A 13,176-nucleotide genomic window follows, 5' to 3' on the forward strand; every position below is an offset into this window, starting at 1 on the left:
TTACCTCCGCATCATTTCAGGGGAAACCAACAGCAGCGCCAGCGCCTGGCGCCCGCTTTCGGCGCGCGCCAGCTGCGTGCGGGTGGCATCACCCAACGCACCCGGAAAGGCGCTTTCGGCGCGGGCGAGCACATCCTCGACCGGCACATCGCGGGCAATCCGTTCGGCCAGTTCCACCCGCTTGAGCAGCGCATCAGGCCCGGCCCAGCTCCCCGCGACGTCATCATAACCCGCAGGTGACGGCGCCCGCCAGGGCACCTGCCCCAACTGGTTGAGCGCGCCGACGATCCGGGGGCGGTCGAAACCGCTGGTGCCGGTCAGCCGCAACACGCCCACGAACCATTCGAACGGGGTACGGAACTTGACCGGCGCGGGCGTCCACGCCTCGGGCGCTTCGATCAGAGTTCGGGTAAGGCTGGCAAGGTCGCCGTCGGTGCGCAGGAAATCCGTTTCCAGCCTCTTGACCAGAGCAGCAGGCGGCGCGTCACCGGCAAAATGGCGTGCCAGCTTGGTCGCAATAAACCGCGCCGTGGCGGGATGCACTGCCAGATCATCAAGGATCGCCATAGCCTGTGCGGCGCCGCCTTCGGGATAGCTGCGGCCCATCACCTGCCGCGCGCCCGGCTCGTGTGCGACCGCAACGAAGGCGGCTCCGCCCGGCTGTTCTTCGGCGAAGCGGCCCACGCGGCCCAGCCCCGGCACCGTCCATCCGGTGAGGGCGCGGGCAAGTTCGGTCACATCGGCCTGACTGTATCCGCCGCCCACGCCCAGCGTGTGCAGTTCGAGGATTTCGCGGGCGAGGTTTTCATTGAGGCCCCGCGGGCGTTGCTGCCCGCCACCACCGCCGAACCGGGCACGGCGTTGCTGGAACGGTGCGTTCGGGCCGAGCGACTGGAACTGGTCGAGATAGATCAGCATCGCCGGATGCAGCACCGCGGCCTTCAGCAGATCGGCAAACCGGCCAAGCACATGCGGGCGGATGGCGGTGAACTCGTGATCGCCGACCTCGAATTGCGTTCCCGGCTTGCCGACCGAGACGCTGAAATGGTTCGACCAGAAATGCACCAGCCGCTCCATCAGCGGGGCAGGGCTGGCAACCGCCACGTTGACGCGAGCGGCGATATCGGCGGCGAGCACGCCGCGCGCTTCGGCCAGCTTGGCGCGATATTCGGGTGGCAGTCCGGCGAGCGCCGCCTCGCGCGCATCGCTGCGGGACATTTCAGGGGGCATCCCCGGAGCCATCGCATCAGCCATGCCGCCGGGCATTTCTGCCACCGTCATGGCACGGGTCTGTTCGCGCAAGCCCCGCAGCAGTTCCAGCATTTCGGCAGTATTGCCGCGCGTGCTGGCACGGTTGGCAATCGGCTGCGGCGCGGGATCATAGGCTTCGATCTGGCGCAGCAGCCAGCGACGCGGATCATCGGGCGGGCTCTGTCGGGCGGCAAGGCCGTATCCGAAACGGCTGAGGGCGATACTGGCCGGGGTCATTGCTATGCCTTGTCCGCGTGTTTCGCTTGCATGGGGTCCTCGCATCTGGAGCAGCCGCCGGGATCGCCATGATAGCGCCGCGCTGGTCTGGCTGCACCACATTCAACGCATAGCGCAGCGATCCCCTTCGCGGGGCTGAACGAAATTCGAAAAAGCCGGAGAATCGCTATTTATTCGCCGCGTCCGCGATCACCGCGAGCGCCTCGGCCTCGGAGATGACTTCGGCATATTTGGCCTGAAGGTCGAACAGGTTGGCCTCGTGCGGGGCAGGGTGCCGGTCGGCGCAGGCCTCACGCACCACCAGCGGGACAAAGCCGTATTGCATCGCATCAAGCGCTGAGGCGCGCACGCAGCCGGAGGTCGAATAGCCCGTGATCAGCAGCGTATCGATCCCCTCGGCGCGGAGCGCGTCGGCAAGGCCGGTGCCGAAGAAGGCGCTGGGGTATTGCTTGGTGAACACCTGCTCGTTCGGTTCGGGCCGAAGATCATCGGGAAAAGCACCGAGCGGCGATCCTGCGATAAAGGCCTTCAGCACCGGAGCCTTGCGGTAGAACACCCCGCCGTCCGAACCGTCGGGCTTGTACTGGACATTGGTGAACACCACCGGCACGCAGGCCGCACGTGCCGCCGCCGCGAGCCGGGCATTGCAGTCACGCGCATCAGCGGCGGTTTCCATAAAGAGCGCCGACCCTTCGGTCAGATAGGCCATCACGACATCGACAATCAGCAGGGCGGGGCGGCTGCCGGGCTGGAGCCGCCCTTCATAAACCCCTGCATAATTGTCCGAGGCCGAAGGGCCGGTCATCAGATAATGCCCGCAGCTGCGAGCCGATCGAGCTCGGCCGCGTCGAGGCCCAGCCGCTCGGCGAACACCTCGGCATTGTCCTGACCGGGCGATGCGGGTGCAGGGCGGCGAATGGTGCTGGGGGTTTTCGAGAGCTTGGGGAAGGCATTCTGCATCTTGATCTTGCCCCTGTTCTGCGTCTCGACCTCGATGATTGCCTCGCGTGCGCGGAAATGCGGGTCGGCGAGCATTTCCGGTGCACGATAAACCCGGCCAGCGGGAATCGAGTATTCGGTCATCAGCGCATCGACCTCGTCGACCGTCAGCGTCCCGGTCCAGGCGTTGACCAGCGCATCCAGCTCGTCCTGATGGATGCCGCGCGCGATGTGGGTGGAATAGCGCTCGTCCTGCGCGAGTTCGGGCTGGCCCATTGCCTGACATAGGCGGGCGAAGATCGCATCGCCGTTGCCGCCGATCATGTAGCTGCCGTCCTTGCAGGTGTAGACGTTCGACGGCGCGATGCCCTTGAGCACCGAGCCCGAGCGTTCGCGGATCACGCCGTTGCGGTCATATTCGGGCACAAGGCCCTCCATCACCTGCAACACCGCTTCGTAGAGCGCGGAATCGACCACCTGGCCTTCACCCGTCTTCTCGCGGTGGTGCAGCGCGGCGAGCACCCCCATGCAGCCATAGGTGGCGCAAAGGGTGTCGCCGATCGAGATGCCCATGCGGGAGGGTGGACGGTCAGGCTCGCCGACGATGTAGCGCCAGCCGCCCATCGCCTCGCCGATCCCGCCGAAGCCGGCGCGGTCGCTGTACGGCCCGTCCTGCCCATAGCCCGACATGCGGGCGATGATCAGGCCGGGGTTGTCCTTGTGGAGTTCCGCCGGGCTCATGCCCCAGCGTTCGAGCGTGCCGGGCTTGAAGTTCTCGATCAGCACATCGGCCTCGGCAATCAGCCGTTTGGCCAGCGCCTGACCTTCGGGCACACGCAGGTTGCAGGTGACCGAGCGCTTGTTGCGCGCGATGACTTCCCACTGCACCTTCTCGTCGCCCTGACCCCAGTTGCGCATCGGATCGCCCGCGCCCGGCGGCTCGATCTTGACGACGTCCGCACCCATGTCGCCGAGCAGCTGGCCGCAGAAGGGGCCTGCCAGCAACTGGCCCATTTCGACGACCTTGATCCCTGCAAGAGCGCTCATTCCGCGGCCTCCCGCAAGGCGGTCCAGACCGGCTGGACGGGAGCGGGAAGGCCGGTCTCAGCCTCGCAATTGGCGCGCAGGGCATCGATGCCCGGGCCGTAGTCGAATAGCGGCAACTCGCCCCGGTTGGCCGCCATTTCGGCGCGTAGGGCTTCGGTGGCAGCGGTGTCCACGACGCCCTCGGCATCGGCCACAACACCATAAGCGCGTGCGCCATCCGGGGTGACAAGGCCCTGCCGGATTTCGAGGCCGACCAGTTCCGGATCGCGCGCCAACGGGTCGCCCCAGCCGCCGCCGCCCCAGGTGATGAAGTGCAGCAGATCGCCCGCCTTCACCGCGACGCTTTCAACCTTGTTGCCGACGATTTCGGTGGTGCCATCGGCGCGTTCGAGCACCTTTCTGGCGCGTGCACCGGGGTGCCCGCCATTGACCCCCCACGGCGGTACGAACCAGCGGTCGTCATGGATCGCGATCTCGCCATCGGCGAGGAAGCGGTAGGTCATGTGGATGCCATTGCCGCCGCGATGCAGCCCCGCGCCGCCGCTGTCGGGGGCGGTCGAGTAGCGCTCGATCCGCAGCGGGAAGTAGCGCTCGAGGAACTCGTTGGGGACATTGGTGAAGCCCGGCCACAGCGAATGCCCGTCCGGCCCATCACCCAGCGGACGCCCCGGAATGCCGCCGAAACCGATCTGGAACAGCTGGAACCAGTCGCGGGTGCCGTCCTCGCGGCTGTCCCAGCCCGAGTAGAACAGATGGGGCGAGGAGGAGAACCCGGCGGCGTTGAGGAACTCCGGGGTCTTCTGGCCGAGCAGCCCGCCGAGGATGTCGAAGATGCGGCCCAGCGCATGGGTGCGGCCCGAGAGCGCAGCGGGGAAATGCGGCTTCAGCAGCGAGCCTGACGGAATGCGCACCTCGATCAGATCATAGAACCCGTCATTAAACAGGATCTGCGGATCGAAGACCATGATCATGTAGATGCCGAAGAACATCTTGAACATGTTTTCATTGAGGAAAAAGTTGATCGAGGCCGCCGACTGCGGGTCGGTGCCCTCGAAATCGAGGATCACCTTGTCCCCGTAGCGCCACATGGTGCAGCGGATCTTGTAGGGGCCGTAGCCCTTGCCGTCGTCGCAGATGTAGTCCTCGAAGCTGACGGGTTCTTCCGCCACCGCCATCGCCAGCAGCGCTTTCATCGCGCGGTGGTTGCGCGCCAGAAGTTCCTGCGTGGCGGAGACATAGACATCATCGCCGAAGCGGTCGGCCATTTCGACCACGCGGCGCGCGGCGACGCGGCAGCTGGCGATCAGAGCGTTGAGGTCGGCCTGGCACCAGTCCGGCTTGCGGGTCTGGTGCATCACCAGCTTCATCAGGTCTTCGTTGTATTCGCCCTTCTTCCAGATCTTCACGGGCGGGATGCGTACGCCTTCTTCGAAGATCGAGGACGCGCCGATTGGCATGGAGCCGGGCACGGAACCGCCGATGTCGCTCTGGTGGCCGAACATTGCGGTATAGGCGAGCAGGCGGCCGTCCTTGAACACCGGGAGCAGCACCAGCCAGTCGTTCGAGTGGCTGATCGCCCCGCCGCAGGAATAGGGATCGGACAGGAAGATCATGTCCCCGTCTTCGATCGTGCCCTCGTAGCTTTGCAGGAAGCCGTCGATGAAGCTGCCGAACTGGCCGACGATCATCTTGCCTGCGGGGTCGGAGATCAGCGGGAAGGCGTCGCCCTGTTCGCGGATGCCCGGCGACATGGCGGTGCGAACGAGGGTCGCGTCCATCTCGATGCGCGCATTGCGCAGCGCGTTCTCGATGATGTCGAGGGTCACCGGGTCGATCGCGACCTTGGCAAAGGGGGTGGTGTTGGGTTCGATGATGCGAGCCGGCATGGTCTTAGCCCTCCGTCTTCAAGGTGATGAGAATGTTGCCGACAGCGTCCACGGCGGCGCGGCAATCGTGTTCGACCAGCGTGGTCGAATCCATCTCGGTGATGATCGCCGGGCCTTCGATCACGTCGCCCTGACGCAGCTTGGCGCGGTCGTAGATCACGGCTGGGCGCTCTTCCCCGCCGATCCACATTACGTGATCGCGGATCTTGGCGCCCGAAGGATCACCGTCGCCCTTGGGCAGTTCGGCAGCGGGGAGGGCCGGGGCCTGCCCCTGCGCCACGGCGCGCAGGTTCACGATTTCGTGCGGGGTGTCCATGTTGAAGGTGAAGAGCCTGAGGTGCTCTTCATCGAAACGGGCGAGGATGCCTTCGATCCCGTCCTTCTGGAGAATGTCCTTCGTGATTGTCAGCGGCACCTCAAACGCCTGCCCGGCATAGCGCACGTCGATTTCGAACAACGAGGTGATCTGATCCTCGGGGATGCCGTCTGCCGCAAGCTCGCCGCGGGTCTGGGTTGCCATCTCGTCCAGCACTGCGACCAGATCGGCAATGGTGGTGTCCTTGGCGAGCCGCGAGAAGCTGCGCGCGGTTTCGGTGCGCATCCGGGTGGTGGCATCGCCGAGCGCGCAGAGCACGCCGGGGGAAACCGGCGAGATCGCGGGCCAGCTGCCCATCAGCCGCGCCACGGCATTCACATGCAGCGGGCCAGCCCCGCCAAAGCCCATCAGCGCAAATTCGCGCGGGTCGTAGCCCTGCTGGACCGAGATCATGCGCAGCGCGCCGAACATGTTTTCATTGACGATATCGATGATCCCGCGCGCGGCTTCCATCAGCGTGACGCCCAAGGCATCGGCGATGGTCTGCACCGCCGCCTTGGCACCCTCGCGGTCAAGCTTGAAGCTGCCGCCGAGGAGGTCTTCGGGCAGGTAGCCGAGCACCACATTGGCGTCGGTCACCGTGGGGAGCGTGCCGCCCTTGTTGTAAGCGACCGGGCCGGGCACCGCACCCGCGCTCTCCGGCCCGACGCGCAGCGCGCCGGTCAGCTGCGGCACGTGGGCGATCGAGCCGCCGCCTGCGCCGACCGTCTTCACATCCAATGCCGAAGCGCGCACCGACAGGTGCCCGACTTCGGTGGTGCGCTGGCGGCGCGGCTCCAAGCCCTGGATCAGCGCCACATCGGTCGAGGTGCCGCCGACATCGAGCGTCAGGATGTTTTCAAAGCCCGCATTCTTCGCCACCCACAGCGCGCCGGTAACACCGCCGGCGGGGCCGGACATGAGGATGTTGACGGGATGCTCCTCGGCCTTCTGGCTGCTCATCAGCCCGCCGTCGGAGCGCAACAGCGAGAGGCGGCCCTTCAGCCCCTCGGCCTCCAGCTTGGTGCGCAGGTTGGAAACATACTTGCTCACCACCGGACGCACCGCCGCGTTGGCGACGGTCGAGAGGGTGCGTTCGTATTCCTGCATTTCGGGCAGGACTTCGTGGGAGAGCGACACCGGAATCCCCGGCAGTTCCTCTGCCGCAATTTCCCCGATCCGCGCTTCATGCGCGCCGTTGAGGTAGGCGTTCATCAGGCTGACCGTCAGCGCCTCGATCCCGTCACCCTTCAGCTTGCGCAGGGCGGCGCGCACGGCATCTTCATCCAGCGGGGCAACCTCGCGGCCTTGGGCATCCATGCGGCCGGGCACTTCGACCGTGTGCTCCAGCCGCGCGAGCGGTTGCGGTTTGGGCCACACAATCCATGCCGCGAGGCCGCCGGGAACAAAGGAACGCGCGATCTGCATGATGTCGCGGTAGCCCTGCGTGGTGACGAGGCCGACCTTCGCGCCCTTGCCTTCCAGCACGGCGTTGGTCGCCACTGTGGTCCCGTGGAGGAAATAGCTGATGTCGGCCGCAGTGATCCCCGCCGCTGCTGTGATCGCCTTGACCCCCGTCAGGATGCCTTCGGAGGAATCATGCGGGGTCGAAGGGGTCTTGTGGCGCCAGAAGGCGCCGCTCGCCTCGTCGAACAGCAGCAGGTCGGTGAAAGTCCCGCCCACGTCCACACCCAACCTGTATGTCATGCCGTTTCCTCTTGCTTATGCAGCACGGGCGACCGCCGAGGGGAGTTCCCGCCCCAGCACACCCGCAAACCACTTGTTCGCGGCGATGGCCGCATCGAGATCGATGCCGCTTTCCACTCCGGAACGCGCCATCATATAGATCAGGTCCTCGGTCGCGATGTTGCCCGTCGCGCGCGGCGCAAAGGGGCAGCCGCCGAGGCCACCAAGCGAGGCGTCGAAGATGCGCACGCCCGCCTTGTAGGCCTCCCACGCATTGGCGATTCCGGTGCCGCGGGTGTTGTGGAAGTGGGCGCGCATCGGGATTTTGTCGCCGAGCAGTTCGCCTAGCTTGCCGAACAGTTGGCCCGCTTCCCACGGCGTCCCGACGCCAATGGTGTCGGCCAGCGCGATTTCCTCAGGCGCTTCGGCGGCGAGCTCCTCGGCGATGGCAAGGACGGTCGAATGCTTCACCTCACCTTCGAAGGGGCAGCCGAAGGCTGCGCTGATCGTGACCTGTGCGCGGATACCTTCGGCGCGGGCGAAGCGCAGCATCTCGCGGGTTTCGGCGATGCCTTCCTGAATGGTCTGGCCCTGGTTTTTCTGGCCAAAGGTGTCACTGGCCACCACCACGCAGCCGACCTGATCCACCCCGCGCGCGCCGCCTTCCCGCGTCGCGAGAGCGCGCAGCACCCCGCGTTTGTTGAGCACGAGGCCGACATAGGTGCAATCGGCACGGTCCGGCAGGCCTGCAATCACGGCCTCGGCATCGGCCATCTGCGGAACGCGGGCGGGGTGGACGAAGCTCGCCACCTCCAGCCGCCGCGCCCCGTAGCCGATCATCCGGTTGATCAGGTCGAGCTTGGTGCCGGTGGCAATGATGTCCGGCTCGTTCTGGAGCCCGTCACGCGGGCCGACTTCGACCAGTTCGATATCTCCGCCTGACATGGTGAATCGCCTGCCCCTGCTGTTCGGCCTGTCCGGATCAATTAGCCACTTTGTATACAATTGCAATCATGCGTGCTGTTGCAATCTGTGCCGGAACCGGTCGGTGGTTGCAGCGTTGTTACGGTTCGCCTGCGCTGTTTTCGTTGGCCGCCGGGCCGACCGCACGGACGAAAGTGTGAAACGCGCGGCGCAGGTGGCTGCCCATGACGGCGCGGGCCCAATCGGCATCGCGGGTGCGGAATGCGGCAATCAATTCGTCGTGGTCGCGCGCCGATTGCCGCAGGTCTTCGGGCGAATAGGTACGCGCTGTGCGCAGCACCACCGGCGCCTCCACCAGCTTGGCCAGCATCTGTCCCAGCCGCGGCGAAGCGGCTGCATCTATGATAACTTCGTGGAAGGCGCGGTTGGCATCAAGGAACCGGGCCACATCGGGTGCTGGCTGTTCGATTGCGGCTTTCAGATCGCGATTTAGCGCTTCCAGAGCGGCCATCTGCTCTCGGTTAAGGCGTCGGGCGGCGCGTTCTGCCGCGTGACATTCGAGCATCTGGCGCAGCGCGAACATCTCCTCGATATCGTCACGGCTCCAGTCGGCAACGAACAGCCGCTTGGTGTCGTTGCGCACCAGCAGCAGTTCGTCCTCCAGCCGCCGCACCGCTTCGCGTACAGGGGTGCGGCTGACGCCGGTGATCTGCGCCAGCTGGTCTTCGGTCAGCTGTTCGCCTGCCTTTACCGCGCCGCTCAGCAAATGTTCGCGGATCTTCGCATAGGCCTGTTCGGACGCGCGGCTCATGCGGCAAAAACTTGCTGGCAGGGCAGGGTGCGGGGGATGATCATGCCTTTCTGTGTGTCTTGCAGTGACTTGCCCGTGCAATCCCTGCGGCGACAACACCACACTTGGCAAGGCATGGTTGTCACAATTGCGCAAAGCACTTGACGGGGGTGTTTTGTATACAATAACGACTGCCCATCACGCAACAGGGGTGTGGGCCGTGAACTGCATCAAACCGTTTGTGCCGATTGCCGATGATGTAACCGGGACCGCTTCCGGAATCGGCCATGCTCGACACGCGACAGGTCCAGCAGCCACCTTTTTCTCTGCTCAATGAACGGGGTCCAGGCCTCGCGCGATCCTTTTTTCCCAATTGCCATTTTCAGGAGAGCCGTCCCATGAATGTCCGTCTCGTTCTTGCTTCCGGTGCGGCCCTCGGCGCGATCGCGCTCGCGACACCTGCCGTTGCGCAGGAGGTGTCCGCAAACGATCAAGTCGCGGAAGATGACAACGCAATCATCGTCACTGCCCGCCGCCAGTCCGAAAGCCTTGCCGATGTTCCCGCTGCGGTCACCGTGTTCGGAGCGGAAACCCTCGCCAAGACAGGCGTGCAGCGCGCCGACGATTTCATCCAGCTTACCCCGGGTGTTACCATCGTGACCGGCACCGCCGAGGCGGGCGATACCCAGATCAACATCCGTGGTATCAACGGCGCGCGCGATGCGGAAAGCTCGGTCGCGCTGGTGGTCGATGGCATTCTCAAAACCAACACCGCGCAGTTGAACCAGAACCAGGGCACCTTGCGGCAGGTCGAAATCCTGAAAGGGCCGCAAGGCGCGCTTTACGGGCGCAACGCCGCGGCAGGTGCGATCGTTCTGCAGACGCTCAAGCCGGGCGATCGGCTCGAAGGCGGGGCGATGGTGCGCGTGGCCGAGGACAACACCTATCTCGGCAATGCCTACATCGCGACCCCGATCGGCGACACCGCAGGGCTTGTGGTCTCGGCCAATTACTCGACCAGCGACGGGTTCTTCCGCAACCGTTTCCTCGGCAACTCGAAGACCGTTGACGATCAGGAAGTGTTCGGCATCGACGGGCGGTTGGTGATGGAGCTTGGTCCCGATACCGAGCTTGATGTGAAAGCGCGCTATGCCGACCTGCGCGGCGCTTCGATCAACTTCAACGCCAGCTTCCATTTGCCGAACTTCGCCGCTGTGGACCCGACCTTCTTCGAGGATGTGAACACCCACCCGTTTGGCTACTATTCCAACATTCGCCCCACCAACGACCAGCAGACCTTCGAGACTTCGGCCAAGGTCGAACATGATTTCGAAGGCGCGACGCTGACCGCGTGGGTGCTCTACAGCGATGTCCAGCAATCGCTGACGGCGGACGGCACCTCGGCGGACTTTGCGCGCTTCACTTTCCCCGGCGCGACCCCCGCATCGGTCGCGGCGTCGAATTCGTGCTTCGGGACGACGGCCGCCCTGACCGGCTTTCCGCAGAACCCGCCGACCTTCATCGGCGCGACTCCGGTGCCGTTCATCTTCGATCCCGCGAATGGATCGACCTTCGGCGCCTACAGCCCGACCACCTGCGACGGCACGCAGCTGCAAATCCGCAATCAGGAAGACATCAGCGGCGAAATCCGGCTGGCGTCCAACGGCGATGGCGATGTGAACTGGCAGGTCGGCGCCTATTATCTCCACATCGACCGCGAGGTTGGGGTCAGCCTCGGCGCTGATCTGGGACAAGGTGTGAGCCGCGAACTCTACAACGCCCCCGGCACCAGCAATCCGACCACCCAACTCTATCACGATGCGTTCAAGACCGATGTCTACGCGCTGTTCGCATCGGTCGATGCCGATCTTTCGGATCGCCTGAACCTGAGCGTGGCGGGTCGCTACGATATCGAGGACCGGCAGGTCGCAAGCCTCGTTCCGGCGGTGTTCGATCCGATCACCGGCGGCCCGATCAACCCCGGCCAGCAGGTGCTCAACGGTGTGGTGCAGCCGATCGCGCCGCAATCAGCCACCTTCAAGCAGTTCCAGCCCAAGATCTCGCTGCGGTACGAGCTGACCGACGACATCAATCTTTATGGCAACTGGGGTGTCGGCTTCAAATCGGGCGGCTTCAACAATCAGGGTTCGGCGGCGATCGTCGATCAGTCCTTCAACCAGTTCATCGGTACCAATGTCGATATCGACGACCAATACCGCAAGGAAGTGTCCAGCGCATTCGAAGCCGGGGTCAAAGGCACGCTGCTTGATGGGGCGGTGACCTTCGATCTGGCGGGCTATTACACCAACATCGAAGACATGCAGTTCTTCGAATTCTTTGTCGGCGGGTTCGGTCTGCTGCGCGTGGTGTCGAACATCGACGAGGTCGAGGTTTATGGCGCCGAGCTGAACCTCACGGTCGAGCCGGTCAAGGGCTGGACGCTGTTCGGTTCGGCCAACGTCACCGAAAGCGAGATCATCGAAAACGCCTCGCGCCCGGTGACGGTCGGCAACAAGTCGCCTTATACCGCCGATTACACCCTGAACTTCGGCACCCAGCTTGATCTGCCGGTGAGCAATTCGGTCGATTTCGTCACTCGCGCCGATTACCGCATCACCGGTCCGACCTGGTTCCACACGTTGCAGGACGATACCAATCCGACGCTGTTCAGCGGGTTGCTGCCGATTTCGGCGCTGCAACTGCCGGCCTTCGTGGGTGATGCCGATTATTCGGTGGCACAGCGCGATGCCTTTGGTGTGGTGGACCTGCGCATCGGGTTCGAGGGCGAACAGTGGTCGATCACGGCCTATGCCGAAAACCTCTTCAACGAGAAGTATCTCAACGAAGTGATCACTGCTGTCGAGTTCGGCGGATCGTTTATCTCGCCCGGCGCACGCCAGCGCTTCGGCGTCGAATTCGGCTACAAGTTCTAGAACACAAACAGCCCTTCGGGCGTCGCAAGAACATTGAAGCGTGCGGGGAATGCCTTTCCCGCACGCTTTTTTTCGGATGTCACGGGAGCAAGAGGCTCGTGGAAAACGCTGGCTTGCTGTTCACGACATCCGGGCGAAGTTCGCGACTCCCGATGCGGGGGGGGCGGACCGTTGGGGCAACGTCCTTCGAGGCTTGATGCATCGGTGCCAGTGCGTGAATGGCGGTGTTCACCTGCGTGATCGCGTCTTGGGAGAGCGAATAGAACACCAGCTTCGCGTGCTTGCGGGTGTCCACGAGGCCTGCCTTGCGCAAGACGCCAAGCTGCTGTGACAGCCCGGGTTGGGCGATCCCGGTCGCTGTCTCGATGTCCCCGACATTGCGTTCGCCGGTCGCGAGCGTGCCGAGGATCTTCCAGCGCAGCGGATGGGCCAGCGCCTTGAGCGCCTCGATCAAGTCATCCTCTGCCATCACGATTTTCCTTCGGTATCGCGCAGGAACCAGCCGGTGGCGTCTCCGGCGGCGAAGACTTCATCGAGATCATGGGTCGGCGGTTTAAGCAGCGCTTCGCCCTGCTGCCAGTTGGCCGGAGCCAGTGCACCATTGGCGTCGATGGCCTGAAGACCGTCGAGGATGCGCAGCATCTCCGGCACGGACCGGCCGAGATTGGCCGGATAGCAGGTCATTGCGCGGATCACGCCCTTGGGGTCGATGAAAAAGGTGGTTCGCACGGTCGCGCTGTCGTTGTCCTGCGCGGAAACCATGCCGAAGGCGCGACCGATCACGAGCGTCGGATCCTCGACAATGGGAAAGCGCACTTCAACAGCGAACCGGTCGCGGATCATGCGCAACCACGCGAAGTGCGAGAACAGACTGTCGACCGACAGCGCCATCAGCGCGCAATCGCGGGCCTCGAACGCCGCTGCCTCGCGGGCCAGAGCGACGAATTCGGTGGTGCAGACCGGGGTGAAATCGGCGGGGTGGGAGAACAGCACCAACCAGCGCCCGCGGAATGCCGAAAGGCGGATCGGGCCAATCGTGCTGCGGGCTTCGAAATCGGGCGCAAAATCGCCGATGCGCAGGCCCGCGCACGGGGGAAGGCTTTGGGTAGGCTGGCTCATGCGGCCCTC

At 64.5% G+C, this 13,176-nt stretch carries 10 protein-coding genes; 1 reads left to right on the forward strand and 9 read right to left on the reverse strand.

Annotated elements, in window-relative coordinates; translation table 11 throughout:
* The 7 genes from ACU0AG_RS07660 to ACU0AG_RS07690 form a co-directional block, all read right to left on the reverse strand.
* On the reverse strand, positions 1–1,488 hold the full coding sequence (locus ACU0AG_RS07660) for a DUF1800 domain-containing protein (RefSeq protein WP_482781676.1): 1,488 nt from the start codon (positions 1,486–1,488) through the stop codon (positions 1–3).
* Between the two features lie 166 nt (positions 1,489–1,654).
* Positions 1,655–2,293, reverse strand: coding sequence for an isochorismatase family protein (locus tag ACU0AG_RS07665; RefSeq protein ID WP_482781677.1), 639 nt, complete (start codon positions 2,291–2,293; stop codon positions 1,655–1,657).
* Entirely contained in the window at positions 2,293–3,474 is a 1,182-nt protein-coding gene (locus tag ACU0AG_RS07670; RefSeq protein ID WP_482781678.1) for a CaiB/BaiF CoA transferase family protein, read from the reverse strand. The genes ACU0AG_RS07665 and ACU0AG_RS07670 overlap by 1 nt, the downstream gene beginning before the upstream one ends.
* Complete coding sequence (locus tag ACU0AG_RS07675) at positions 3,471–5,360, reverse strand: hydantoinase B/oxoprolinase family protein (RefSeq protein ID WP_482781679.1); 1,890 nt, start codon at positions 5,358–5,360, stop codon at positions 3,471–3,473. Before ACU0AG_RS07675 ends, ACU0AG_RS07670 begins: the two co-directional genes overlap by 4 nt.
* A 4-nt stretch (positions 5,361–5,364) precedes the next feature.
* Positions 5,365–7,422 carry a hydantoinase/oxoprolinase family protein gene (locus ACU0AG_RS07680; RefSeq protein ID WP_482781680.1) on the reverse strand — a complete coding sequence of 686 codons (2,058 nt, stop codon included), beginning with the start codon at positions 7,420–7,422 and terminating at the stop codon, positions 5,365–5,367.
* Positions 7,423–7,437: 15 nt separating this feature from the next.
* Complete coding sequence (locus tag ACU0AG_RS07685) at positions 7,438–8,346, reverse strand: hydroxymethylglutaryl-CoA lyase (RefSeq protein WP_482781681.1); 909 nt, start codon at positions 8,344–8,346, stop codon at positions 7,438–7,440.
* A 118-nt stretch (positions 8,347–8,464) separates the two neighbouring features.
* Positions 8,465–9,136: a GntR family transcriptional regulator gene (locus tag ACU0AG_RS07690; protein ID WP_482781682.1), complete on the reverse strand. Its 672-nt coding sequence runs from the start codon at positions 9,134–9,136 to the stop codon at positions 8,465–8,467.
* 377 nt (positions 9,137–9,513) lie between these two features.
* On the opposite strand from ACU0AG_RS07690, the gene ACU0AG_RS07695 reads away from it, so the two are divergent.
* A complete protein-coding gene (locus ACU0AG_RS07695) occupies positions 9,514–12,048 on the forward strand; it encodes a TonB-dependent receptor (RefSeq protein ID WP_482781683.1) in 2,535 nt (844 codons plus the stop codon).
* Between the two features lie 79 nt (positions 12,049–12,127).
* On the opposite strand, the gene ACU0AG_RS07700 is transcribed toward ACU0AG_RS07695, so the two are convergent.
* Both ACU0AG_RS07700 and ACU0AG_RS07705 read right to left on the reverse strand, forming a co-directional pair.
* Complete coding sequence (locus ACU0AG_RS07700; RefSeq protein ID WP_482781684.1) at positions 12,128–12,517, reverse strand: ArsR/SmtB family transcription factor; 390 nt, start codon at positions 12,515–12,517, stop codon at positions 12,128–12,130.
* Entirely contained in the window at positions 12,517–13,167 is a 651-nt protein-coding gene (locus ACU0AG_RS07705; RefSeq protein WP_482781685.1) for a peroxiredoxin, read from the reverse strand. Before ACU0AG_RS07705 ends, ACU0AG_RS07700 begins: the two co-directional genes overlap by 1 nt.
* Positions 13,168–13,176: the final 9 nt, after the last annotated feature.

The organism is Erythrobacter sp. RANMB8, from assembly GCF_056848235.1.

Bases quoted from the DNA above. Each gene is read 5' to 3' on its own strand.
- ACU0AG_RS07695 (WP_482781683.1), top strand. From the start codon at position 9,514: ATGAATGTCCGTCTCGTTCTTGCTTCCGGTGCGGCCCTCGGCGCGATC.
- ACU0AG_RS07680 (WP_482781680.1), bottom strand. From the start codon at position 7,422: ATGACATACAGGTTGGGTGTGGACGTGGGCGGGACTTTCACCGACCTG.
- ACU0AG_RS07675 (WP_482781679.1), bottom strand. From the start codon at position 5,360: ATGCCGGCTCGCATCATCGAACCCAACACCACCCCCTTTGCCAAGGTC.
- ACU0AG_RS07685 (WP_482781681.1), bottom strand. From the start codon at position 8,346: ATGTCAGGCGGAGATATCGAACTGGTCGAAGTCGGCCCGCGTGACGGG.
- ACU0AG_RS07700 (WP_482781684.1), bottom strand. From the start codon at position 12,517: ATGGCAGAGGATGACTTGATCGAGGCGCTCAAGGCGCTGGCCCATCCG.
- ACU0AG_RS07690 (WP_482781682.1), bottom strand. From the start codon at position 9,136: ATGAGCCGCGCGTCCGAACAGGCCTATGCGAAGATCCGCGAACATTTG.
- ACU0AG_RS07670 (WP_482781678.1), bottom strand. From the start codon at position 3,474: ATGAGCGCTCTTGCAGGGATCAAGGTCGTCGAAATGGGCCAGTTGCTG.
- ACU0AG_RS07660 (WP_482781676.1), bottom strand. From the start codon at position 1,488: ATGACCCCGGCCAGTATCGCCCTCAGCCGTTTCGGATACGGCCTTGCC.
- ACU0AG_RS07705 (WP_482781685.1), bottom strand. From the start codon at position 13,167: ATGAGCCAGCCTACCCAAAGCCTTCCCCCGTGCGCGGGCCTGCGCATC.
- ACU0AG_RS07665 (WP_482781677.1), bottom strand. From the start codon at position 2,293: ATGACCGGCCCTTCGGCCTCGGACAATTATGCAGGGGTTTATGAAGGG.